A 22,110-nucleotide genomic window follows, 5' to 3' on the forward strand; every position below is an offset into this window, starting at 1 on the left:
ATGTGAGCTGACGTTCATCACACTCTGTGCCGTCATCCTCGCCCTTGATGCGAGGACGGCCACAGCAAAAGGGAGCGGGCGGTTTAAATCGACCGCGCCGCCCAGCTTTCCACTGAACTGTCGCGTAGGTCCCGGATATTCCTGATCCCGTCCCGCTGCAGTCTCTCCGACAGGCCGCGAATGATATTGCCCGGCAGGCCCGGTCCTTCGTAGACCATGCAGGAATAGAGTTGGACCAGGTCGGCCCCTGCCCTGATTTTTTCCAAAGCAGTCTCTGCCGACGACACACCGCCCACGCCGATGATCGGCAGATCCGGTCCGACGCGTTTGCGCATTTTTGCGAGTACCGTGGTGGAGCGTTCGAAGAGCGGCCTGCCGGAAAGGCCACCGGTCTCCTGGTTGTTGCTGCCCGGCGCCAGTCCGTCGCGGGAAAGCGTGGTGTTGGAGACGATCAGGCCGTCCAGCCGGTGCGACAGGACCTCGGCGGCAATGTCGTCGAGCCCTTCCTCGGTCAGATCAGGGGCAATCTTGAGGAAGACGGGGACGTGGCGCGACAGCTTTTCCGCCTCGCGATCGCGTTGCGCCAGCACCGCGGAAAGAAGTGCCGAAAGGCTTTCGCGTGCCTGAAGATCGCGAAGGCCTGGCGTGTTGGGAGAAGAGATGTTGGCCGTGAAATAGGAGGCAACGGTGGAGAAGGTTTCGATGCCCTTCACGTAATCGGCGATGCGGTCGTCGCTATCCTTGTTGGCGCCAATGTTCACACCGACGATGCCGCGCAGGCCAGCGGCAATCAGGCGCGAAAGTGCCGCCGCATGCCCTTCATTGTTGAAGCCAAGGCGGTTGATGACGGCCTCGTTTTCCACCAGTCGGAAGATGCGCGGCTTTGGGTTGCCCGCCTGCGCGCGCGGCGTCACAGTGCCGATCTCGGTAAATCCGAAGCCGAGCTTGAGAAGTGGGCCTGGAACTTCCGCATTCTTGTCGTAGCCCGCGGCCATGCCGAGCGGATTAGGGAAGACCAGTCCCGCCACCGTCTGCTGCAGCCGCGGATCATGCGGTACGTGGCAGGTGGGGATGAAGCCGCTGCGCAAAGCTGCAATCGACATGCCATGCGCGACTTCGGGATCCAGCAGGAAGAGGCCCTTGCGTCCAAGAGAAGAGAACAATCCGCTCATGCTCAAACCTCCGGAAACTGGTGGGCGCCATCGTCGCCCAGCGTCAAGGGCGTTTCCCATAGCACGGCATTGAGCGGAAGCTCGCCATAGAGATGCGGAAAGAGATCGCCGCCACGGGAGGGCTCGAAGACCAGCTTGTCGCCGAGAGCGCCACCATCAACTGCGATGAGAAGCAAGTCCTGCTGATCGGCGAAGTGACGGGCTGCCGTTTCCTTCACCTGTTCGGCCGTAGAGAAATGGATGTAGCCATCGGTCAGATCGATTGCCGCCCCTTTGAAAACACCCTCGTGCTTTGCTGTCTGCCACAGGGCATCCGGCACGATCTTGTAGATGACAGGCGGTGTCTGGCTCATCGGGCATCTCCTTCATGTCAGGGCGGTTTGCCGCAAATGGTATCTGTTGTCCATCGCTTCACACAGATTTTTATCCTCGACCGGAAGGTAGTGAGGCTTGGCTGCAATTGAAGACTTGTGTTGCTCACGATTTGGCGCAATCTTATTTGCGCAGTCGCCTGTCGGCCTGCGGGAGGAAGAGTCGCATGAAATGCTCTTGGGAGGGGGCGCGGCATGGCAGAACTCACGATTATCATTGCGGATGACCATCCGCTGTTTCGCGGCGCTCTGCGTCAGGCGGTGAGTGGTCTCGAAGGCAACAATAGCTTCATCGAAGCGGGCGATTTCGACGCCGCCAGACGCTGCGCGGAAGAGCAGCCGGATGCCGATCTCATGCTGCTCGATCTCGCCATGCCGGGTGTCAGCGGCTTTTCCGGCCTGATGGCACTGCGGGCAGAATTTTCCAGCCTGCCGATCATCATCGTATCGGCAACCGACGACCCGGCCACCATGCGCCGTGCCATCGAGCTTGGCGCGTCCGGCTTCATTTCCAAGTCCTCCGGCATCGACGATATCCGCACCGCTATTCGCACCGTGCTGGAAGGCGACGTCTGGATCCCAGCCTCCTGTCAGTCCAGCCGCGATCAGGATGCCGATATGGCGGACCTGATCAACAGACTGAGGACGCTGACGCCGCAGCAAAGCCGCGTGCTCGGCATGCTTGGGGAAGGCTTGCTGAACAAGCAGATCGCTTATGAGCTGAACGTCTCCGAAGCGACGATCAAGGCACATGTCTCAGCCATTCTGCTGAAGCTCAATGTCGATAGTCGGACGCAGGCAGTGATTCAGCTATCCAAGCTGAACCAACCTGCTCTTGTGGCGTAAGAGGCTGACACGGCCTTGATGGCTGCGTGACGTCAAAAAAGCCCGTAAGGGAAATAGCGTCGGTAGATTTCCTCGAGGCGCCCGTTGCGCGAAAGGGCTGCTAGCGCCTGATCGAAGGCGGGTACGAGCTTGTTTTCGGGATCGACCGTCATGATCGAGAGCCCTTCGCCCAGGAATTTGTCCGACATATAGGGGCCATCGAACATGGCGCAGCAATTTTCCGACGCGGTGCCGGCGACCCAGAAGGGCAGCCGCAAGCTATCGGCAAAGACCGCATCGACCTTGCCGGTTTTCAGCGCCTCGTACATCGGCTCATAGCCGGCAAAACCGGTAGGAACGACGTTCGGGAAGAACGAGTTCAGCATTGCTTCATGGCGCGAATTGCTGACGACGCCGACCTTCTTGCCGGTCAGAGCCGTCGCCGCCGATTGTCCTTCCAGCTTGGCAGCTTTCGACACAGCGAAACGCGCTGGCAGCAGCAGATAAGGCCGCGTGAAGCTGAAGCTCTTGCGCAGATCAGACGTCGAGGCCACGCCCGACATCACGGCCTCTCCCTCGCCGAGTTCCAGGGCCGCCTCCAACTCATCGAAAGGGAGCGCCTGGACCTGGCATTTGCTTTCGATCTTCAGCTGCGCGCAAATCTCGCGGGCGAGATCGACATGGAAACCCACCAGCCTGCCGTCCTGATCGGTGAAATTGAAGGGCGGGAAATCGACCGACATCAGGAACCGGACGCGGGGAATGGACGAGAGATCGGCACCCGGAAGACGTTCCTGCTTGTCGAAGAGCACCGGCAAGTTCCCGCTTTCGGCACGCGCAACGCCACTTAACGCAAGTGCTGTCATGCACAAAACGGAAATGCGGAGACCGAGATTTTTCAATCGTGCCATCAAAGAGCGCATTCAGATGATCCGGCCCGGTATGAAGTGAAAGCGCCATCGCTCAAGGGCTGGCACGATGGTGCAGGTCAGTGCTTACCCGTGTGATTATACATAAGATTCGCGCAAAGCCATGCCGTTGGGGCAAGAAATTGCAGAGCATCGATGCGCCTCTCGTAACAGCTCGGTGATGATCCCTTCGATGGGCGATAACGGTCCGACCACAAAGACCCGTCATCCAATATTCAAGAAAACGTCCGCGACCTGTCATACAGCATTGTTAGGACGGCGCCGGTTTTGCTCGCCGGGCCGAAAATTCCGCGACCAGGCCATCGTTTCTTTCCAACGAGGCTCCCCTCATGAAAACGTTGACCCTTTCTTCCTTTGTGGCATCGCTTGCTGTCGTCGCCGCGCTCGGCACAACGGCCGCTCATGCTGAAAAGACAAAATTCGAGTTCTGGTACGGCCTCTCCGGCGATCTCGGCGAGCGTGTGCAGGACGCCTGCAAGAAGTTCAATGCGTCGCAGCCGGATTATGAAATCGTCTGCACCTCGCAAAACAGCTATGACGCGACGCTGCAGAACACGATTGCCGCGTACCGCGCCAAGAAGCACCCGGCGATCGCGCAGATTTATGACGCAGGCACGCTGGACATGATGTTGTCCAAGGCCTTCGTTCCGGCCAAGCAGCTGATGGCCGACAATGGCTACAAGATCGACTGGAGCAACTATTTCCCCGGCATTGCCAACTACTACGCAACGGCCGCTGGTGAGCTGAACTCCTTCCCGTTCAACTCCTCCACCGCCGTTTTCTATTACAATGTCAGCGCCTTCGAAAAGGCTGGCGTGACCGGCAAGCCGGAAACCTGGGAAGATGTGGCCGAGGCCGCCAAGAAGCTGAAGGCTGCCGGTTACGAATGCCCGCTGGCATTCAACTTCGATACCTGGCCGCTGATCGAACAGTTTTCCGCCATCCACGACCAGCCAATTGCCACGGAAGGCAATGGCTATAAGGGTCTGAATGCGGAACTCGTCGTCAACAAGACCAAGGTCGTCGACGAATTGAAGTTCTTCAAGAAGATGCAGGACGAGAAGCTCTTCGTGGTCAAGACCAAGACGCTCGGCATGGACACGGTTCCCTCCTTCACCTCGCAGACCTGCCAGATGGCAATGAGCTCGATTGCCGACCACGGCACCGTCGGCAAGACGCTGCCTGAGGGCGTGAAGTGGGATGTCGCCATGCTGCCAGTCTTCAAGGGCACCGAGCGCAAGAAGTCGCTGGTTGGCGGCGCTTCGCTGTGGGTCATGGCTGGCCGTCCGGACGCTGAATATAAGGGCGCTGCGGCGTTCCTCAACTTCATCGCCCAGCCAGACATGGTCGAATGGTGGTCCACCGTAACCGGCTACATCCCCGTCACCAAGACCGGCTTCGAGAGCATGAAGAAGAACGGCTTCTACGACAAAGCACCGTACAAGGGCCGTGAAGTCGCCATCGAAAGCCTGACGCTGACCGAGCCGACCGATACCACACGCGGCATACGCCTCGGCAACTTCACGCAGATCCGCAAGGAACTCTCCACGGCACTTGAGGCGATCTACATGCAGAATGGCGACGTTCAGCAGGAACTCGACAAGGCCGTCGAGCGCTCCAATGTCGGCCTGCGCCGCTTCGAAAAGACCTTCTCGGGCGTTTCCATCAACTAAGCGCTCGTACCCCAGTGCCACCCGTGAATGCGGGTGGCACGATTATCCAGACTGTCTATTGGAATTTCCATGGAAAAGCGCTCCGTCTTCAAGAGCACCTGGCTACCTCTGCTTTTTGCCCTGCCGCAACTCGCTCTGATTGCCCTGTTCTTCTATTGGCCTGCCGTGGCAGTGGTGAACTGGGCCTTCACGCTGGAGCCGCCTTTCGGCGGAGCTGCGGAGTTTGTCGGACTTGCCAATTTCTACGAGACCTTCGCCGATCCGCTTTATTGGAACTCGGTCACTGTCAGCCTGATCTTTGCAATCGTCGGCCCGTTCTTCGCCATTCTCATCGGCCTCACGCTCGCGCTGGCGGTCGATCGGCAACTGCCAGGCTCCGGTTTCTTCCGCGTCCTTTACATCCTGCCCTTCGCCATTGCCGGTCCGGCAGCGGGCATGGCGTTTCGCTTCATCCTGTCGCCCGAACGCGGCCTTGCCGCCTCGCTGAATGCGATCTATCCCGATATCTGGAATCCGGCCAAATTCGGCAGCCATGCGCTGGCGCTGGTCATCATCATCTTCATCTGGAAATGGGCGGGCTACACCTTCATCTTCCTGCTGGCCGGACTGCAATCGGTACCGCGCAGCCTGACGGAAGCGGCTGCGATGGACGGCTCCGGGCCGATCCGCCGCGCAATCGATATTCAGGTGCCGCTGCTTGCGCCCACGCTGTTCTTCCTGACCGTGACGATGATGACGGAAGGCTTTGTCGGCTCAGACACTTTCGGCATTGTCCACCACACGACCGGCGGCGGCCCGAACCATGCGACCGAGGTCATGGTGTTCCGCATCGTGCAGGAGGCGTTCCAGGGGCTCAACTATTCGGGTGCTTCGGCCCAGAGCATCATTCTGATCGGCCTGATCATGGTCTTCACCTTCATCCAGTTCCGCTTCATCGAGCGGCGCGTGCATTACAAGTGAGACGGCGATGATCCAGCGCACCCCTTACGCAGACGCCTTTACCTACAGCTTGCTGATCATCGGCTTCCTGCTGCTGATCGGCCCCTTCATCGTCATCATTTCCGGTGCCAGCCAGTCGCTGCAGCAGATCAACAGCGTGCCCTTCAGCTTCATGCCAAGCGATCGCCTGTTCGAGAACATGCATGCGGCCTGGAACCGTGCCAATCTCGGCAATGCCATGCTCAACAGCTTCATCATGGCCTCGCTTGTCACGGTCGGGAAGGTGGCGCTGTCGGCCTGTACGGCCTTTGCCATCGTCTTCTTCCGCTCGCCGCTGCGGCACCTGTTCTTCTGGACGGTGTTCATTACGCTGATGCTGCCGCTGGAAGTGCGCGTGGTGCCGACTTACGCCGTGGCCGCCGACATGTTCCATCCCTTCGCGCTCCTGATCAACGCCGTCTCCGGCATCGACATCAAGATCGAATGGAACCTGTTGAACTCCTATGCCGGCCTGACCTTGCCGCTGATTGCCACGGCCACCGGCACATTCCTCTACCGGCAGTTCTTCATGACGTTGCCGGACGAGCTGGCCGAGGCGGCGCGCATGGATGGCTCCGGACCGATGCGCTTCTTCGTCGATATGATCCTGCCGCTGTCTCGCACCAACATGCTGGCGCTGACGACAATCATGTTCGTCTATGGCTGGAACCAGTATCTGTGGCCGCTCCTGATGGTGACTGACCCGTCCTACAAGACGGTGATGATGTCGCTCTCCAGCCTCCTCCCTTCCGAAAACGGCACGCCTGACTGGAATGTCACGCTCGCCGGTTCCCTTATCATCATGTTGCCGCCGCTTCTCGTCGTCGGGCTTTTGCAGCGCTGGTTCGTGCGTGGCCTCGTCTCCACCGAGAAATGACAGTTATAGAATAGGAGTGCCAAACCATGGCGCAGATCGACATTCGTCAGGTGCATAAATCCTACGGCAAGACCAAGACGCTGCATGGTGTCGACCTCATCTTTCCGTCCGGAGAATTCGTCGTTATCCTCGGCCCTTCCGGCTGCGGCAAGTCCACCCTGCTGCGCATGATTGCCGGACTGGAAGACATCACCGCCGGTGAAATCGCCATTGCCGGCAAGGTGGTGAACCGGCTGGAGCCGCGTGAACGCGGTTGCGCCATGGTGTTCCAGAATTACGCGCTCTATCCGCATATGACGGTTGCCGACAATATCGGCTATGCGCTGAAGGTCGCCGGCGTAGCCAAGGCCGAGCGCCGCCGCAGGATCGAGGAAACGGCGAAGATCGTCGGTCTCTCGGACTATCTGGAGCGCAAGCCTGCGGCGCTGTCCGGCGGCCAGCGCCAACGCGTTGCCATGGCGCGCGCCATCATTCGCGAGCCGGATGTCTTTCTCTTCGACGAGCCGCTGTCGAACCTCGATGCCAAACTGCGCGTCACCATGCGCGCTGAAATCCGCAGGCTGCATCAACGCCTGTCCGCGACATCGGTCTTCGTCACCCATGATCAGGTAGAGGCCATGACGCTGGCGGATCGGCTGGTGATCATGAACAAGGGCAATGTCGAACAGGTAGGGCAGCCGCTCGACATCTATAACCGACCGGCCAGCACTTTTGTCGCATCCTTCATCGGCTCTCCCGCGATGAACCTCTTCAATGCCAGGGTGGATCGCGAGAGCATTGCCGTCAGCTTCGGCAACTGGTCCAGTCCAATGCCGGCGGAGATCGCGCGTGCCCTATCGGGTGAAGACGTGATTGCCGGCATCCGGCCAGAGCAGTGCGTCGTCTCCCGTCAGGGCGACGGTGTTTCCGCCGTGGTGGATTTTGTCGAGGAACTCGGCTCCGGTCGCATCGTCTATGCGGACATTCGCGGCCAGATCTTTGCTGCCGCGATTGGTGAGGATCTCACCGTCCGCCCAGGTGACAGGGTCATTCTGCAGTTCCCCGCAGCGCACCTGCACTTTTTCGATCCCATAACGGAACGGCGGATCGACTCAAGCCTCGCATCAGCCGATCAAGCCGGCTTCACCAACCTGGATGTTCTGGCCCATAGTGCCTGAACATCTCCCGCCTTCATTGACTGCATCAAGGAAACGCACATGACCTCCATCATTTCCGCCGTCGGCTTTTGCAATGCCACCGGGCGCGGCGATCTCTCCAGCCTGGACTCGTCCCTGAAGATCATCGCCGATACCGGCGCGAGTGCCTGCGAAATCGGCATCTATGGCGAGGAGATCATCTCCGGCGGTCGCATCATCAAGGACCGCGCACAGCGCGTCCGCGATATCGTCAGGCAGTATGCGTTCAAGAAACTCTCCCTGCATGGCCAGATTGTCTCCAACTTCATGGACCGCGAGCACCTGCATCTGCAGAAGAAGGTCGTGCGTGCCATGCTCGAACTCTGTGACCGGCTGGGCGCTGGCGTGCTCGTCCACCATAGCGGCAATGCGATCCTCTCCGATGGCATGAGTGGCAGCGATCTCGACCAGATGGAGCGTGAGGCTCTTTTCGAAATGGCCGAGATTGCCAAGACCTATGGCGTGCGCATCGTGTTGGAAAACATCTTCACCACGGAAGACGGCCAGTACCGCCAGACGCCATCGCAAGTGGCAGAAACCGTGAAGGCCGTAGGCCACGACAATCTCGCCGCTCTGATCGACTTCAGCCACGCCTATATCGAATCCACCTTCAAGGGTCTGGATTTCCGCGAAGAACTGCGCGCCATGGCGCCCGTCACCGGCCATCTGCATGTGCATGACAGCTTCGGCCTGCCCTACACGATGAAGAAGTTCTACCACCCCGCAGAAGCCACCGCACTCGGCATTGGCGACCTTCACCTGCCGATCGGCTGGGGCGATATCGACTGGGAGGACATTTTCTCCGAGCTCACCTTCCTACCCGACACCACCCTCATCATGGAAATCGGCGCAGAACGCTTTGCCGACCAGCAGCCCGCTTCCCTGGAGCGGGCCTTGAAGCTGGCCGATGCGGTGAACAAGCGGTAACGGCCAACCAACAGAGCGAGGGGCCGCATGCGCTGGCCCCCTGCTCCAACGATCTCTGCTGAGGCACGATGTCGTGACAGGATTGAAGTGCCGGCCCCCCCTTCATACCTAGACCGCCTGGACAGCGCCTTAACCGGTTACGGTCCTTGAACGCTACCGCGCCGCCTGCGGCCGTCTGGTCACTATGAAGGACATCGCCTCATGAAGATTTTGGTGGTCATCGCCCATCCGCGTCAGAACTCACTGACACATCAAGCGGCGCGCGCTTTTGCCGATGAGGTCCAAGCGAACGGCCACGAGGTCGAGTTTGCCGATCTGGTGGCTAAGAATTTCGACCTGGTGCTCAAAGCCGAGGACGAGCCGGATTGGAGCGGCCGGGACATAGACTTCGCCGCAGATGTTCGACGAGAGATGGAGCGCGTGGAACGCAACGATGCCACTGTGCTCTTCTTTCCCGTGTGGTGGTGGTCCATGCCGGCGATCCTGAAAGGCTGGATCGACCGCGTGTGGGCGCAGAACTGGGCTTTCGGGAGCCAGACCTATCCGCATGCTAAGGTGTTGATGGTCGGCATCGCCGGTGCGACGGAGAATGACTACCGCAAGCGCGGATATGGTATCGCCATGCGCACACAGCTGAAAGTGGGGATCCGCGATTATTGCAGTGTGAAAGAAGGCAAGGTCGAGATTTTATATGGGTCGCTCGAAGGCGAGGCCCAGGCGGCTGCGATTATATCAAACGCGAAAGACCTGGGAGCTACGTTCTAGCGATCCATAAGCGTTCATCGCCAATATTCCAGTCGAAACGTTTGCTGGTTTCGCGTCATGAGGCACATGGTTGGTGAAGAGCTACAAGCACATGAACGCGACAACTCCCCTCCCATCAATGAAGGTGAAAGCGCTGCGTATCGGAAAAGGGTCCCGCGCCAAGACCGCTCGATCCGTGCGAAAGAAAAGTGACGCAACCCCCCGAAAGCACAACCAAAAGACGAACATCGATAAAATTGAAAACTTTTCGTTGACTACGGTGATGAACTCCCCTATAGATAGGTCATCGATCTTTTGCTTGCCGAGCTTTGTCTACCGCGCGATTGGCACCGCGCTCTAAGCGAACTTCTCTTTCAAAAATAGTCGGTTTTTATCCGCGTGGCATCCGTTACGCGGTCCTTCACTCTATGCTTTGAAAGGGTTTATTATGACCACTGGCACAGTTAAATGGTTTAATTCCACAAAAGGCTTCGGCTTCATTCAGCCTGACAATGGCGGCGCTGACGCGTTCGTTCACATTTCGGCTGTCGAGCGTGCAGGAATGCGCGAACTCGTCGAAGGCCAGAAGATTGGCTTCGAGCTCGAGCGCGACAACAAGTCGGGCAAGATGTCTGCGACCAATCTGCAGTCCGCATAATTGAGATCCGCTTCCCTTTGACCACGGATGTACTGGCACTGCCGGGAGCAATTTCATTCGAGGCCAGGCATCGCGCCTGGCCTTTTTCGTTTCGGCATTTGGCCGGAGAGGCAAATACCCCATGACACAAACACACAGCAAATCCCGCCAGCAGGCGGAGCTTGCCTTCGGCAAGCTTCAGACGCCATTCTTCGCAAAAAATCACGCTGTCGATGAACTGCAAGCAGCCGTCGATGCGCGGGATGCGAAAACAGCCAGACTAAAGGCAGCCCGCCTTGCAAAAGAACTGGCCGATCGCAAATCCGCGGTGGCCGCTCTGGTGACCAAACGCACCAAGAAGACGCCGTCGGCTTGTCCCACGTCTTAAAGCGTGTCGCGATCTTTTAGATTCGCTCACCCGCTTTAGGTCCTTGTTCTCGCGTGTCGTTATCGCAGAACCGCTGCACAGTTTTGCGCGGATCATGCTTTAAAATCGCGTCGCGGTCGTTCAGACTCGCTCCTTGCGCTTCACGCCTTCGTTTTATCGCATGTCGCTTTCGCAAAGCCGCATCGCGCTTTTGCGCGATATCACCGGTGAGAGCCAAGAAATCCAGCAACACAGGTGGGATGCATGTCAACGACAACCAACGAACTCAATGCGACCAACACTGCCTGGCAGATCGCGATGCAGGAAATCCTCCGGGTGGTCATCCGCGATCTTTACCAGGCCAAGGGCGAAGCGCATTTCAAACAACATATCGAGCGCATCGAAATGGCAGCGGTCGATAGTATCCAGACGGATCTCAGGTTTCGCGGAACGGACGAATGGACGGAAGTCCTCGTCAAGGAAAAAGCCAGCAACTTCGTCACGTCCTTGCTGACATCTTTCACCTACGATCGCGCCTGAATAACGGCTCGCTCAGCGCATTACATCCGTACGCTGATCCCAGGTGCGATAAAAAATACGCAATAAAAACAATAGCCTTTGCAAGATAGCTGGAGCGGGTGAAGGGAATCGAACCCTCGTATTCAGCTTGGGAAGCTGCTGCTCTACCATTGAGCTACACCCGCGCGCTTAAAAACTTCCGATAGAACGATGCGGCTGTCAAGCCGCGCCGCAAGGCATTCCACTATCGCACCGCGGCGTCTGGCCGATCACTCTGCGCGGAAATGCTTGGAGAGCTTTAGGCCCTGGGCCTGATAGTTGGAGCCGAGGCCCGTGCCGTAGAGACCTTCGGGTTTGGCCAGCATATGTTCATAGACAAGGCGGCCGACGATCTGGCCGTGCTCCAGGATGAAGGGCACCTCGTGGCTTCTGACTTCAAGGACGGCACGACTGCCGGTGCCGCCGGCGCTGGCGTGGCCGAAGCCGGGGTCGAAGAAGCCGGCATAGTGGACGCGGAACTCGCCGACCAGGGGATCGAACGGTGTCATCTCGGCGGCGTAGAGCGGTGGCACATGCACGGCTTCGCGCGAGACAAGAATGTAGAATTCATCCGGATCGAGGATCAGTTCGGCGCGGCCGCGCGCGTAGAGCGGCTCCCAGAAATCCAGAACGTCGTGGGCTGCCTTCTGGTCCACATCGACAACTGCGGTGTGGTGCTTGCCGCGATAACCGATGAGGCCGCTGTCACCAAAGCCTCTCAGGTCGATGGAGAGCGCAATACCGCCGCCGGATACGTTGGGCGTGTCGCTGGCGACGAGGATTTCACTCTCGTGAAGCGCCTGCAACTCACCTTCGTTCAAAAGCGAATGACCGATTCGGAAGCGGATCTGCGACAGGCGCGAACCCTGGCGCACGACGATCGGGAAGGTACGCGGGCTGACTTCCAGATAAAGCGGTCCCTGATAACCTGCGGGGATCTTGTCGAACTCCTGCGCGTGGTCGGTGATGACGCGGGTGAAGATATCGAGACGGCCGGTGGAGCTCTTCGGGTTGGCCGAGGCGGACATGTCGGCGGGCAGCGCCAGCGTTTCCATCAGCGGTACGATATAGACGCAGCCGGTTTCCAGCACGGCGCCTTCGCTGAGATCGATTTCATGCAGACGCAGGCGGTCCAGCTTTTCGATGACCTTGGTGCCCGGGCCAGGCATGAAGCTTGCGCGCACACGATAGGCCTTGGCACCGAGACGCAGGTCAAGGCTTGCCGGCTGCACCTGGTCTCCATCCAGCGCCCGCTCGCTCTTCAGGTGGCCGGAAGAAAACAGCGCCCGTATCGCGCCATCGGCCAGAATACCCGTGGTTCTCATCATCGTCAGTGCCCCTGTTCCGCGCCGACAAAATCAAAAGCAGGCCATTGACGCAAGTTGTTAACGGCAGTAAGGCAATCTTATCCCGTGGTGATTTGGCCGGTCGGCTTGCAGCCACGTTAAACAAGTGGCTAAAAAGACCGGGTGCTTGGAACCGGTCTGCTTTTGCGACCGGTTTTTTTGTTTGAAGGTGATCAAATGAGCAAGAAATGGCGCCCGGCAACTCAACTCGTACATGGCGGCACACTGCGCTCCCCCTACGGTGAAACGTCCGAAGCACTCTACCTGACCCAGGGCTTTGTCTATGAAAGCTCGGAAGCGGCAGAAGCGCGCTTCAAGGGAGAGACCGACGGTTTCATCTATGCGCGCTATGCGAGCCCCACCAATGACATGTTCGAAAAGCGCATGTGCCTGCTGGAAGGTGCCGAGGATGCGCGCGCCACGGCATCCGGCATGGCCGCTGTCAGCGCTGCCATTCTCTGCCAGCTGAAAGCCGGCGATCATATCGTTGCGGCCCGCGCGCTTTTCGGTTCCTGCCGCTGGGTGGTTGAGACGCTGGCGCCGAAATACGGCATCCAATGCACGCTGGTCGATGGCCGCGATCTCGCCAATTGGGAAACGGCGATCAAGCCGAACACCAAGCTGTTCTTCCTGGAAAGCCCGACCAATCCGACACTGGAAGTGGTTGATATTGCAGGCGTTGCCAAGCTTGCCAACCAGATTAGCGCCAAGGTCGTCGTCGACAACGTGTTTGCGACGCCGCTCTTCCAGAAGCCTCTGGAGCTAGGCGCACATATCGTCGTCTATTCCGCCACCAAGCATATCGATGGTCAGGGCCGCTGCCTTGGCGGCGTGGTGCTGTCGGACAAGAAGTGGATCGAGGAAGAACTTCAGGATTACTTCCGCCACACCGGCCCCGCGCTGTCTCCCTTCAACGCGTGGACATTGCTGAAGGGCATCGAGACCATGCCGCTGCGCGTCAAGCAACAGACGGCGAACGCCGGCAAGATTGCGGATTTCCTGGCGGACCAAAGCAAGGTCGCGAAGGTCATCTATCCGGGCCGCGCCGACCATCCGCAGGCCGACATCATTGCGCGGCAGATGTCGGGCGGTTCGACGCTCGTCTGCTTCGAGTTGAAGGGCGGCAAGGAAGCGGCGTTCAAGCTGCAGAATGCGCTGGAGGTCGTCAAGATTTCCAACAATCTTGGTGATGCTAAGAGCCTGATCACCCATCCCGCTACCACGACCCATAAGAACCTGACCGATGAGGCGCGCGCCGAACTCGGCATCTCCGGCGGCACGCTTCGTCTGTCCTGCGGGATCGAAGACACCGACGACCTGCTGGAAGATTTCGCCGCAGCGCTTTCGAAGGTTTCTGCCTGATATCAAATGCCCGGTGAGCGATCACCGGGCAATTTCTTTCTCGATTTCCAGATCTTCTGCTCGCGACACGCGTAGATCGCCCGTTCTACATTATTTTAGACAAACAGCGATTTATCTACTGTCTCTTCACGATTTTGTGCGTATTGAATGGAGAAACAAACCTGATACGCAACGCTTTAGCCTCGTAACGCATTCAAACAACTCAGCTCCAATCAACGGACATTCTCGTCCTTCATTCGGTGTAGTAGAATAAAATGCTAGAGGCAGAGACAGCCAAGGTCGCGAACATGTATCGTGCATCGACAAAAGAGATAGAGGTCACCGTCGACCCGTATTATCTCGATGAGCAATCGGACCCGGACGATAGCCGTTACGTCTGGGGCTATACGGTCGTGATCACGAACAACTCCAAGCAGGCCGTGACGCTGGTCAATCGCTACTGGCACATCACCGATCAGAATGGCGTGGTGGACGAGGTCTCAGGCCCGGGTGTCGTTGGTGAGCAACCGCATCTGCGACCAGGCGACAGCTACGAATATTCTTCCGGATGCCCCCTGGACACGCCGTCAGGCATGATGTTCGGCCATTACGAAATGGAAACGGACACGGGCGAGGTCTTTACGGTAGACATCCCCGCCTTCTCGCTGGACAGCCCAGGGCTTGCCCGCGTGCTGAACTGAGCGGGGCTCTCACCCCGCTCCTGATCTTTATGCCGACAGTTCTTCGACCGGGTAACGGTAGGTCGTCGAGCAGAACTCGCAGCTCACCGACACCACGCCATCTTCCTGGCTGTCCTCGATCTCCTCTGCCGAAAACCCGGACAGCACGCCCTTGATCTTCTCCCGCGAGCAGCTGCATTTGTCGATGATCGACTGAGGCTCGTAGACGCGCACGCCCTGCTCATGGAAGAGGCGGAACAGCAAACGCTCCACCGGAACCTGCGGATCGGTCAGTTCATCCGTATCCACCGTGTCGATCAACGCCACCGCTTCCGTCCAGGCATCGTCTTCGGCTTCCCCGAACGAGCTTTCATCGCCATCGCCGCCATGAAGGTCACGGGTGCGCAGACGCTCGGGCGCCTGCGGCAGAAACTGCGCAATAATGCCGCCCGCACGCCAGCCACGACGTGGCTTGCCTTCGCTGTCGCGGTCGAAGAATTCCGCCACGCCAAGGCGCACCCGCGTCGGCAACTGCTCAGACTGGCGGAAATACACGCTGGCGATTTCCTCCAGCGAAGAGCCATCCAACGGCACGATGCCCTGATAGGGCTGCATGCCCACACCCTGATCGATGGTGAAGGCGAGGATGCCGGTGCCGAGAAGCTCTTCGGGCGAGGTCTGCCCAGCAGCAATCGCCTGTGCCAGACGCTCATCGTCGAAGCGGGCATATGCGCGCATGTTCTCAGGTGCCGTAAAATCGGCCACCAGGAGATCCACCGGGCCATCGCCCTTGGTTTGCACCGTGAGCTTGCCGGAGAATTTGAGTGACGTGCCGATCAGTGCCGTCAGCACCAAAGCTTCCGCCAGAAGCCGGGCGACAACAGGCGGATAATCATGGCGTTGCAAAATGGCATTCAGCAACGGACCGACCTGCACGGCGCGGCCGCGAACGTCGAGCCCTTCCACCTGAAAGGGGACGACCTTGTCGTCGCCGGCAAAGTTCATATCGTCCAGTTCTACGGTTACGTCCGCCATGGTTCTGCTCCTTCGAACCCGCCTTCCGGAATTAGGAAATGATCGCCACGCTTTCAGCCGCGACCAGCAGGTCTCTTGTCCGGTTTTCGCAAAGATAGAGCGGAGAATGGCAAAACGAAACCATCCCCGGCCCAAATGTCGCGATAAACGATTGATGAAACGCCGCCGTGAACCGGCAGCACTGGTTGGCGTAAAGATGGGGCGCCGCGCTTGAAATTCAAGCTCCCGGCATAGCCCCCATCCTCAGCTCGGCCCTGCTCTCAGATAACGCCCATGCACCAGGCGATCACGGCCTTTTGCGCGTGCAGGCGGTTCTCCGCCTCATCGAACACAACCGACTGCGGACCGTCGATCACCGCATCGGTCACTTCCTCGCCGCGGTGCGCGGGCAGGCAGTGCATGAAGAGCGCTTCGTTGTTGGCTTTCTTCATCAGCGCTTCATTCACCTGATAGGGCTGGAAGATGTTGTGGCCGCGCGCCTTGTGCTCCTGGTTCATGGAAACCCAGGTGTCGGTGACGATGCAGTCCGAACCAGCGACAGCGCGTTCGGCGTCATGGCAGAGCATGATCTCGCCGCCATTGTTGCGGGCCCAGTTGAGGTACTTGTCGAGCGGCTCCGAACCCATGGGTACAGCCATGTTCATCTTGTAGCCGAAGCGGGCGGAGCCCTCGACCAGCGAATGCAGCACGTTGTTGCCATCGCCCGTCCAGGCGATGGTCTTTCCCTTCACCGGGCCGCGATGCTCTTCGAAGGTCATGATATCGGCCATGATCTGGCACGGGTGCGTCTCGTCCGTCAGGCCGTTGATGACCGGAACGGTGGCGTGCTCGGCAAGCTCCAGCAGGCGGGAATGATCGGTGGTGCGGATCATGATGGCGTCAACGTAGCGCGACAGGACCTTGGCGGTATCGCCAATGGTTTCGGCGCGGCCGAGCTGCATTTCGGTGCCGGAGAGAAACAGCGTTTCACCGCCAAGCTGGCGCATGCCGACATCGAAGGACACGCGTGTGCGTGTCGACGGCTTTTCGAAGATCATCGCCAGCATCTTGCCAGCAAGCGGCTTTTCCGCCGTTCCGTTCTTCGTTGCGATCTTTCGGCTCTTGGCGTCTTCCAGAATGAGCCGCAGGTCTTCCGAGCCGACGGCCGAAAGATCGAGGAAATGCTTTGCCATTTTAATTCAGTCCCATCAATGCGGGCCACCCTTTACGCCGGCCCTGATACGCCTCGTCAGGCGCTCTTTGCCAGTTTGGTGGTGAGTGCTTCGGCAGCCTTCTCGATGCGCGCAAGCCCATCACGCGCTTCTTCTGCCGTAACCACGAGCGGCGGCAGCAGGCGGATCACGTTATCGCCTGCCGGAACGCCAAGAAGATGCTCCGCGCGCATGGCCTGGAGCAGATCGCCGGATGGAACCCGCGCCTTGATGCCGAGCAGCAAACCTTCGCCACGGATTTCCTCGATCACATCCGGATAACGGTCCTTCAGCGACGCCAGTCCCTGGCGGAAGATCAGCGCGACATCGCGCACATGCTCGATGAAGCCGTCGGCCAGAACGATATCCAGCACGGCGTTGCCGGCTGCCATGGCCAGCGGATTGCCGCCATAGGTCGTGCCGTGCGAGCCTGCTGTCATGCCGGACGCGGCTTCTGCCGTTGCGAGGCATGCACCGAAGGGGAAGCCACCGCCAATGCCCTTGGCAACTGCCATGATATCGGGCGTGACGCCCGAGCGCTCATGGGCAAAGAACTTGCCGGTACGGCCAACGCCGGTCTGCACTTCGTCGAAGATCAAAAGCAGGCCGTGCTCTTCGCAGAGCGCCCGCAGCGTGCGCAGGAACTCGGGCTGAACGACACGGATACCGCCTTCGCCCTGGATCGGCTCGATCAGAAGGGCAGCCGTTTCCGGAACGATCGCCGCCTTCAGCGCTTCGAGATCGCCGAATGGCACCTGGTCGAAGCCTTCCACCTTGGGGCCGAAGCCCTCGAGATATTTGGCCTGGCCGCCAGCTGCGATGGTGGCGAGTGTGCGGCCATGGAATGCACCTTCGAAGGTGATGATGCGGAATTTTTCCGGATGGCCGTGCGTGTACTGATAACGGCGTGCCGTCTTGATGGCGCATTCCAGCGCCTCCGCACCGGAGTTGGTGAAGAACACCTTGTCGGCGAATGTCGCATCCGTCAGCCGCTTTGCCAGCACTTCCTGGCCTGCAACCTCATAAAGGTTGGACAAATGCCAGACCTTCTCGACCTGTGCCTTGAGGGATTCAACCATATGGGGATGGCTATGGCCGACCGAGGTAACCGCAACGCCCGCACCGAAATCGAGATATCGCTCGCCGCTTTCCGTGATCAGCCAAACGCCCTCGCCTCGTTCGAAGCGCAGGGGGGCTCTGGAAAACGTATCGAACAACGGCCCGGATTTGGGGGCAGTTTCGGCCATGGCGACATCACTCCTTACGTCAAGTCGGGACAGACGACTGTCAATAGGGCTCGCGGGTTATCCCTGCCCTGAAAATCAAAAATGCCGCCTCGCGGCGGCCTGCATGCTGTCTTCATTGCGAGAGCACTATTGTCACTTCCCCGCCTAATGTCAACAAATCTCGGCACTTCCGGGCAGTTACAAGCCTTGGTAGGTGCTTGCCGCGCAGGCCCGAGGTGTTGCCTTTCTGACTCACAGGGGAAGCAAGTTGGGGAAAACCGGAAAATCGATTCCAGATGATTCCTGCGACTCTTGTCACGGAGTCAACCGACGATTAGGTTAACCGTCAATTACTAGACTGCAATGCGGCGGAACTAGTCACCTACAATCTGGCGAATGGCCTGCGCGTGGTTCACTCCATGGCATAGTAGGTGGATTCTGCCCGAAAACAACGCGACGAGCGGAGAAGCGGCATGAACTGGACGGACGAACGAGTAGAAAAGCTCAAGAGATTATGGTCCGAAGGGCTTAGCGCAAGCCAGATCGCAGCACAACTAGGCGGTGTGAGCCGCAATGCCGTCATCGGCAAGGTTCACCGCCTCAACCTGCCAGGTCGCGCCAAGGCCGGCGGCACGGTCGCCACGTCGCGTCCTGCGCCCAAGCGTCCCGCAGCAGCGCCGCGTCCGGCAAGCTATGCGGCTCCGGCCCGCGCTGCGACCAGCCGTCCAGCACCGGCCCGTAGCTCTGGTGCCCTCGCTTTCAAGGAAGACATGGACATCGACACCGTCGAGCCCATGGAATATGTTCGTTCTTCCAACAATGTCGTTATCCCGATCTCGCGTCGCCTGACGCTGACGGAACTGACCGAGCGCACCTGCAAGTGGCCGGTGGGCGACCCGCTCAAGGACGACTTCCATTTCTGCGGCTGCGAGGCGTCTGAAGCCTCGCCCTACTGCAAGTTCCACGCGAAGATGGCCTACCAGCCGGTCAGCGAACGCCGCAAGGCGTAAGGTCTGTCTCAGAACCAATTCAGAAAGCGGGCTTCGGTCCGCTTTTTTATTGGGCGGTCTCCAGCTTTGCCAAATAATCCAAGCTTGCCTGCAGCAATAATCGCGCCCAGACTATCATCATGGACGCGATCGACACACTGCACGACTATATCTCGGCGCTATGGGCCGGGGCCGTCGACACGCCCTTCCCGCCAATCCCGCGCCGCGCACGTGGCGACGGAACCGTTTACGTCGAATGGCGACGCGGCAGCTACTGGCTGATCTGCGAGGAGCGCGGAGAGGAATATTGGCGTCGGGAAGCCAAGGACATGGACGATGCCGCCTTCCAGTTGATGTCGATCGTGGCGGGAGAAGTGGTGCGCGATCGCGAGCTTGCGGTTCGGGAAAAGGCAGACCGCCAGTCGACCGGCCCGGACGACTATTCGCGCTGGAACTGGATGTACCAGGAGATCGAACTGATGGGCGCGATCAAGGAGAGCTATGGCGCTCGAACTCGAGCCAATTATGCTGAGGTGCTGACCCGCAGCCCGTTGTCTAAGGACGAGATAGACGCCGCGCGATATCCCGTTCCGTCCACATTGATCTGACGCCGGGAAGCCAAGGGCTACCCTCTCTGACACGGCGAGAATAGGAGCGCTTGTACCTTCAAGCAAAGCGCTCCCGAGGCCGATCAGGCTTCCATGGAATAGCCGGCGCCCCGAACGGTGCGAATGACATCCTGCATGCTGGAGAAATTCAGCGCCTTACGCAGGCGACCGACATGGACGTCCACCGTGCGCTCATCCACATAGATATCATGTCCCCAGACACCGTCGAGAAGCTGGGAACGGGAAAACACACGACCTGGCGAGGTCATGAGAAATTCCAGCAGGCGGAATTCGGTCGGCCCGAGACGGACTTCGCGGCTCTTGCGATGGACACGGTGCGTCTCACGATCGAGCTCGATATCGCCGCATTTCAGCACCGAGGACAGGACCTCCGGCTTGGCGCGGCGCAGCATCGCTTTAACGCGCGCCATCAGTTCCGGCGTGGAGAAGGGCTTCACGACATAGTCGTCCGCGCCCGTCGCCAGACCACGAACCCTTTCGCTTTCCTCACCGCGCGCCGTCAGCATGATGATCGGCAGACGTTCGGTTTCCGGCCGCATGCGCAGGCGACGGCAAAGCTCGATGCCGGAGACGCCCGGCAACATCCAGTCGAGGATCAAAAGATCCGGCGTGCGCTCCTGAAGGCGAATCTCCGCCTCGTCGCCACGCGGAATGGTGTCCACGTCATAGCCTTCGGATTCGAGATTGTAACGGAGGAGGACGCTCAGCGCCTCCTCATCTTCGACAACGGCGATTTTTGGCACCATGGCTCCAGATCCTATCTGTCGCTTACTCGGTCACAGCGCCGAGCGTGTTGGAACTATCGTCCTTCGGACGCTCACCTTCCGGCTGGCTGCCAGTGGTCATGTAGTAGATGGTCTCGGCGATGTTGGTGGCGTGGTCGCCAACGCGCTCGATGTTCTTGGCACAGAACAGAAGATGCGTGCAGGTGGTGATGTTGCGCGGATCTTCCATCATGTAGGTCAAAAGCTCGCGGAAGAGCGAGGTGTACATCGCGTCGATTTCCTCGTCGCGCTCGCGGATGGCCTGGGCCTTTTCCGCTGACCGCGTGGAGTAGACGTCCAACACTTCCTTCAACTGCACAAGCGCCAGTTCCGAAAGATGCTCAAGGCCACGCGCCAGTTTGCGCGGAACGCCGGTGCCGGCAACAGCGATGACGCGCTTGGCGGTGTTCTTGCCCAGATCGCCGACGCGCTCCAGGTCTGCGGCAATGCGCAGCGAACCGATGATTTCGCGAAGGTCTGCTGCCATCGGCTGGCGCTTGGCAATGGTGACGATCGCCTTGTCGCCGATTTCGCGCTCGGCGTGATCGAGGATCGTATCGTCCGAGATGACCTTTTGTGCCAGGGCCGCATCGGAATTGACGAGTGCGCGCACGGCATCGGCGCACATCTGCTCGGCCAAGCCGCCCATTTCGGCGATCCGGCGGCTGAGGAACTTCAGCTCCTCATCATAGGCGGACATGATGTGGGAATGTGTCGACATGTTCGTAGTCTCCAGTTTCGAAACGCCCTGTCGCAAGCCTTTTTAGTGGCTCAAGCGACAGGCGCGGTGGGATGCGCAAGCAAGAGCAGGATCAGCCGAAACGACCCATGATATAGTCCTGGGTGCGCTGGTCATCCGGGTTGGTGAACATCTTGTCCGTATCGTTCTCCTCAACCAGGTGGCCGAGGTGGAACATGGCGGTACGCTGCGAAACGCGAGCGGCCTGCTGCATCGAGTGTGTCACGATGACGATGGTGTAGTTGGCACGAAGCTCGTGGATCAACTCTTCCACCTTGGCGGTCGCGATCGGGTCAAGCGCCGAGCATGGCTCATCCATGAGGATGACTTCCGGTGAAACGGCGATGGCACGTGCGATGCACAGGCGCTGCTGCTGGCCGCCGGACAGCCCCGTGCCGGATTCTTGCAGGCGGTCCTTCGCTTCGTTCCAGAGGCCTGCCTTCTGCAGGGCGGACTCGACGATCTGGTCCATATCCGCCTTGTTGCGGGCAAGACCGTGGATGCGCGGGCCGTAGGCAATGTTTTCGTAGATCGACTTCGGGAATGGGTTCGGCTTCTGAAACACCATGCCGACGCGAGCGCGAAGCTCGACGACATCGATGGCAGAATCGTAGATATCCTCACCATCGAGCGTAATCTCGCCGGTGACGCGGCAACCATCGATCGTATCGTTCATGCGGTTCAGCGTGCGCAGAAAGGTGGATTTGCCACAGCCTGAGGGGCCGATGAGAGCCGTCACCGTGTTTTCGCGAACGTTGAGCTTCACATCGTAAAGGGCGCGCTTCTCACCGTAATATACGGAGACGTCCTTGCCGATCATCTTATAGGAAACTTCATTCATTTTCTTGTCCAGCGCCTTTTCAACTGCTGCTTCCGACAACATGTTCATTGTTCCGTTCTCCCTTGCTTCTTATCGCATTTCCGAGCAGAAAACCGGT

At 59.1% G+C, this 22,110-nt stretch carries 24 protein-coding genes, 1 tRNA gene and 1 riboswitch; of the genes, 14 read left to right on the forward strand and 11 right to left on the reverse strand.

Features of this window, described 5'->3' with window-relative positions; translation table 11 throughout:
• Positions 1 to 83: 83 nt before the first annotated feature.
• Complete coding sequence (locus AC07U5_RS12860; RefSeq protein ID WP_443277387.1) at positions 84 to 1,172, reverse strand: quinone-dependent dihydroorotate dehydrogenase; 1,089 nt, start codon at positions 1,170 to 1,172, stop codon at positions 84 to 86.
• A 2-nt stretch (positions 1,173 to 1,174) separates the two neighbouring features.
• A complete protein-coding gene (locus AC07U5_RS12865) occupies positions 1,175 to 1,525 on the reverse strand; it encodes a DUF952 domain-containing protein (RefSeq protein WP_062445524.1) in 351 nt (116 codons plus the stop codon).
• 213 nt (positions 1,526 to 1,738) lie between these two features.
• Between AC07U5_RS12865 and AC07U5_RS12870 the strand changes: the two genes are divergently transcribed.
• Complete coding sequence (locus tag AC07U5_RS12870) at positions 1,739 to 2,389, forward strand: response regulator transcription factor (protein WP_438371119.1); 651 nt, start codon at positions 1,739 to 1,741, stop codon at positions 2,387 to 2,389.
• 32 nt (positions 2,390 to 2,421) lie between these two features.
• On the opposite strand, the gene AC07U5_RS12875 is transcribed toward AC07U5_RS12870, so the two are convergent.
• A complete protein-coding gene (locus tag AC07U5_RS12875) occupies positions 2,422 to 3,186 on the reverse strand; it encodes a transporter substrate-binding domain-containing protein (RefSeq protein WP_494723300.1) in 765 nt (254 codons plus the stop codon).
• 440 nt (positions 3,187 to 3,626) lie between these two features.
• Here AC07U5_RS12875 and AC07U5_RS12880 point away from each other — a divergent pair, with 440 nt between their 5' ends.
• The 9 genes from AC07U5_RS12880 to AC07U5_RS12920 all read left to right on the forward strand — a co-directional run bounded on the left by AC07U5_RS12880 (position 3,627) and on the right by AC07U5_RS12920 (position 11,215).
• Positions 3,627 to 4,970, forward strand: a complete 1,344-nt coding sequence (locus AC07U5_RS12880; protein WP_343106710.1) for an extracellular solute-binding protein — start codon at positions 3,627 to 3,629, stop codon at positions 4,968 to 4,970.
• A gap of 69 nt (positions 4,971 to 5,039) precedes the next feature.
• Positions 5,040 to 5,930 carry a carbohydrate ABC transporter permease gene (locus tag AC07U5_RS12885; protein WP_062599265.1) on the forward strand — a complete coding sequence of 297 codons (891 nt, stop codon included), beginning with the start codon at positions 5,040 to 5,042 and terminating at the stop codon, positions 5,928 to 5,930.
• A gap of 7 nt (positions 5,931 to 5,937) precedes the next feature.
• Positions 5,938 to 6,825, forward strand: coding sequence for an ABC transporter permease subunit (locus AC07U5_RS12890; protein ID WP_494723180.1), 888 nt, complete (start codon positions 5,938 to 5,940; stop codon positions 6,823 to 6,825).
• A gap of 26 nt (positions 6,826 to 6,851) precedes the next feature.
• Positions 6,852 to 7,982 carry a sn-glycerol-3-phosphate ABC transporter ATP-binding protein UgpC gene (ugpC, locus tag AC07U5_RS12895; protein ID WP_494723181.1) on the forward strand — a complete coding sequence of 377 codons (1,131 nt, stop codon included), beginning with the start codon at positions 6,852 to 6,854 and terminating at the stop codon, positions 7,980 to 7,982.
• Positions 7,983 to 8,021: 39 nt separating this feature from the next.
• Positions 8,022 to 8,927, forward strand: coding sequence for a sugar phosphate isomerase/epimerase family protein (locus AC07U5_RS12900; protein ID WP_494723182.1), 906 nt, complete (start codon positions 8,022 to 8,024; stop codon positions 8,925 to 8,927).
• Between the two features lie 201 nt (positions 8,928 to 9,128).
• Positions 9,129 to 9,692 (forward strand): NAD(P)H oxidoreductase, encoded by a 564-nt coding sequence (locus AC07U5_RS12905; protein ID WP_494723183.1) that lies wholly within the window; start codon positions 9,129 to 9,131, stop codon positions 9,690 to 9,692.
• A 427-nt stretch (positions 9,693 to 10,119) separates the two neighbouring features.
• Complete coding sequence (locus AC07U5_RS12910; protein WP_034806062.1) at positions 10,120 to 10,329, forward strand: cold-shock protein; 210 nt, start codon at positions 10,120 to 10,122, stop codon at positions 10,327 to 10,329.
• 121 nt (positions 10,330 to 10,450) lie between these two features.
• The gene (locus tag AC07U5_RS12915; RefSeq protein ID WP_062445542.1) at positions 10,451 to 10,696 is read left to right on the forward strand and encodes a hypothetical protein; all 246 of its coding nucleotides are present in this window, start codon (positions 10,451 to 10,453) and stop codon (positions 10,694 to 10,696) included.
• Between the two features lie 243 nt (positions 10,697 to 10,939).
• On the forward strand, positions 10,940 to 11,215 hold the full coding sequence (locus tag AC07U5_RS12920; RefSeq protein WP_062427033.1) for a hypothetical protein: 276 nt from the start codon (positions 10,940 to 10,942) through the stop codon (positions 11,213 to 11,215).
• A 90-nt stretch (positions 11,216 to 11,305) separates the two neighbouring features.
• Here AC07U5_RS12920 and AC07U5_RS12925 read toward each other — a convergent pair.
• Positions 11,306 to 11,379, reverse strand: a tRNA-Gly gene (locus AC07U5_RS12925).
• A gap of 84 nt (positions 11,380 to 11,463) precedes the next feature.
• Positions 11,464 to 12,561 carry a 2'-deoxycytidine 5'-triphosphate deaminase gene (locus tag AC07U5_RS12930; RefSeq protein ID WP_494723184.1) on the reverse strand — a complete coding sequence of 366 codons (1,098 nt, stop codon included), beginning with the start codon at positions 12,559 to 12,561 and terminating at the stop codon, positions 11,464 to 11,466.
• A 74-nt stretch (positions 12,562 to 12,635) separates the two neighbouring features.
• Positions 12,636 to 12,714: riboswitch (SAM riboswitch) on the forward strand.
• Positions 12,715 to 12,756: 42 nt separating this feature from the next.
• Between AC07U5_RS12930 and AC07U5_RS12935 the strand changes: the two genes are divergently transcribed.
• Positions 12,757 to 13,941 carry an O-succinylhomoserine sulfhydrylase gene (locus AC07U5_RS12935; protein WP_494723185.1) on the forward strand — a complete coding sequence of 395 codons (1,185 nt, stop codon included), beginning with the start codon at positions 12,757 to 12,759 and terminating at the stop codon, positions 13,939 to 13,941.
• A 287-nt stretch (positions 13,942 to 14,228) separates the two neighbouring features.
• Complete coding sequence (gene apaG / locus AC07U5_RS12940) at positions 14,229 to 14,621, forward strand: Co2+/Mg2+ efflux facilitator ApaG/CorD (protein WP_062427036.1); 393 nt, start codon at positions 14,229 to 14,231, stop codon at positions 14,619 to 14,621.
• A 27-nt stretch (positions 14,622 to 14,648) separates the two neighbouring features.
• Here apaG and AC07U5_RS12945 read toward each other — a convergent pair whose 3' ends face one another.
• From AC07U5_RS12945 to AC07U5_RS12955, 3 genes are all read right to left on the reverse strand, one after another.
• Positions 14,649 to 15,635, reverse strand: a complete 987-nt coding sequence (locus AC07U5_RS12945; protein WP_111849994.1) for an Hsp33 family molecular chaperone — start codon at positions 15,633 to 15,635, stop codon at positions 14,649 to 14,651.
• A gap of 260 nt (positions 15,636 to 15,895) precedes the next feature.
• Entirely contained in the window at positions 15,896 to 16,807 is a 912-nt protein-coding gene (gene argF, locus AC07U5_RS12950) for an ornithine carbamoyltransferase (protein ID WP_062427038.1), read from the reverse strand.
• Positions 16,808 to 16,863: 56 nt separating this feature from the next.
• Positions 16,864 to 18,072, reverse strand: coding sequence for an aspartate aminotransferase family protein (locus AC07U5_RS12955; protein ID WP_153312162.1), 1,209 nt, complete (start codon positions 18,070 to 18,072; stop codon positions 16,864 to 16,866).
• A 452-nt stretch (positions 18,073 to 18,524) separates the two neighbouring features.
• Between AC07U5_RS12955 and AC07U5_RS12960 the strand changes: the two genes are divergently transcribed.
• Together AC07U5_RS12960 and AC07U5_RS12965 are read left to right on the forward strand one after the other, a co-directional pair.
• Positions 18,525 to 19,061, forward strand: coding sequence for a GcrA family cell cycle regulator (locus AC07U5_RS12960; protein ID WP_062427040.1), 537 nt, complete (start codon positions 18,525 to 18,527; stop codon positions 19,059 to 19,061).
• Positions 19,062 to 19,180: 119 nt separating this feature from the next.
• Complete coding sequence (locus AC07U5_RS12965) at positions 19,181 to 19,648, forward strand: Imm63 family immunity protein (protein WP_113259877.1); 468 nt, start codon at positions 19,181 to 19,183, stop codon at positions 19,646 to 19,648.
• A gap of 83 nt (positions 19,649 to 19,731) precedes the next feature.
• Here the strand turns inward: AC07U5_RS12965 and phoB are convergent, their stop codons facing one another.
• The 3 genes from phoB to pstB form a co-directional block, all read right to left on the reverse strand.
• A complete protein-coding gene (phoB, locus tag AC07U5_RS12970) occupies positions 19,732 to 20,415 on the reverse strand; it encodes a phosphate regulon transcriptional regulator PhoB (protein ID WP_027676016.1) in 684 nt (227 codons plus the stop codon).
• 22 nt (positions 20,416 to 20,437) lie between these two features.
• Positions 20,438 to 21,154: a phosphate signaling complex protein PhoU gene (gene phoU, locus AC07U5_RS12975; RefSeq protein WP_062427042.1), complete on the reverse strand. Its 717-nt coding sequence runs from the start codon at positions 21,152 to 21,154 to the stop codon at positions 20,438 to 20,440.
• Between the two features lie 91 nt (positions 21,155 to 21,245).
• Complete coding sequence (pstB, locus tag AC07U5_RS12980) at positions 21,246 to 22,061, reverse strand: phosphate ABC transporter ATP-binding protein PstB (protein WP_062427043.1); 816 nt, start codon at positions 22,059 to 22,061, stop codon at positions 21,246 to 21,248.
• Positions 22,062 to 22,110 lie beyond the last annotated feature (49 nt).

This window comes from Agrobacterium sp. GW821-FHT02D03 (assembly GCF_059421725.1).

Bases quoted from the DNA above. Each gene is read 5' to 3' on its own strand.
- AC07U5_RS12860 (WP_443277387.1), bottom strand. From the start codon at position 1,172: ATGAGCGGATTGTTCTCTTCTCTTGGACGCAAGGGCCTCTTCCTGCTG.
- AC07U5_RS12865 (WP_062445524.1), bottom strand. From the start codon at position 1,525: ATGAGCCAGACACCGCCTGTCATCTACAAGATCGTGCCGGATGCCCTG.
- AC07U5_RS12870 (WP_438371119.1), top strand. From the start codon at position 1,739: ATGGCAGAACTCACGATTATCATTGCGGATGACCATCCGCTGTTTCGC.
- AC07U5_RS12880 (WP_343106710.1), top strand. From the start codon at position 3,627: ATGAAAACGTTGACCCTTTCTTCCTTTGTGGCATCGCTTGCTGTCGTC.
- AC07U5_RS12885 (WP_062599265.1), top strand. From the start codon at position 5,040: ATGGAAAAGCGCTCCGTCTTCAAGAGCACCTGGCTACCTCTGCTTTTT.
- AC07U5_RS12890 (WP_494723180.1), top strand. From the start codon at position 5,938: ATGATCCAGCGCACCCCTTACGCAGACGCCTTTACCTACAGCTTGCTG.
- ugpC (WP_494723181.1), top strand. From the start codon at position 6,852: ATGGCGCAGATCGACATTCGTCAGGTGCATAAATCCTACGGCAAGACC.
- AC07U5_RS12900 (WP_494723182.1), top strand. From the start codon at position 8,022: ATGACCTCCATCATTTCCGCCGTCGGCTTTTGCAATGCCACCGGGCGC.
- AC07U5_RS12905 (WP_494723183.1), top strand. From the start codon at position 9,129: ATGAAGATTTTGGTGGTCATCGCCCATCCGCGTCAGAACTCACTGACA.
- AC07U5_RS12910 (WP_034806062.1), top strand. From the start codon at position 10,120: ATGACCACTGGCACAGTTAAATGGTTTAATTCCACAAAAGGCTTCGGC.
- AC07U5_RS12915 (WP_062445542.1), top strand. From the start codon at position 10,451: ATGACACAAACACACAGCAAATCCCGCCAGCAGGCGGAGCTTGCCTTC.
- AC07U5_RS12920 (WP_062427033.1), top strand. From the start codon at position 10,940: ATGTCAACGACAACCAACGAACTCAATGCGACCAACACTGCCTGGCAG.
- AC07U5_RS12930 (WP_494723184.1), bottom strand. From the start codon at position 12,561: ATGATGAGAACCACGGGTATTCTGGCCGATGGCGCGATACGGGCGCTG.
- AC07U5_RS12935 (WP_494723185.1), top strand. From the start codon at position 12,757: ATGAGCAAGAAATGGCGCCCGGCAACTCAACTCGTACATGGCGGCACA.
- apaG (WP_062427036.1), top strand. From the start codon at position 14,229: ATGTATCGTGCATCGACAAAAGAGATAGAGGTCACCGTCGACCCGTAT.
- AC07U5_RS12945 (WP_111849994.1), bottom strand. From the start codon at position 15,635: ATGGCGGACGTAACCGTAGAACTGGACGATATGAACTTTGCCGGCGAC.
- argF (WP_062427038.1), bottom strand. From the start codon at position 16,807: ATGGCAAAGCATTTCCTCGATCTTTCGGCCGTCGGCTCGGAAGACCTG.
- AC07U5_RS12955 (WP_153312162.1), bottom strand. From the start codon at position 18,072: ATGGCCGAAACTGCCCCCAAATCCGGGCCGTTGTTCGATACGTTTTCC.
- AC07U5_RS12960 (WP_062427040.1), top strand. From the start codon at position 18,525: ATGAACTGGACGGACGAACGAGTAGAAAAGCTCAAGAGATTATGGTCC.
- AC07U5_RS12965 (WP_113259877.1), top strand. From the start codon at position 19,181: ATGGACGCGATCGACACACTGCACGACTATATCTCGGCGCTATGGGCC.
- phoB (WP_027676016.1), bottom strand. From the start codon at position 20,415: ATGGTGCCAAAAATCGCCGTTGTCGAAGATGAGGAGGCGCTGAGCGTC.
- phoU (WP_062427042.1), bottom strand. From the start codon at position 21,154: ATGTCGACACATTCCCACATCATGTCCGCCTATGATGAGGAGCTGAAG.
- pstB (WP_062427043.1), bottom strand. From the start codon at position 22,061: ATGAACATGTTGTCGGAAGCAGCAGTTGAAAAGGCGCTGGACAAGAAA.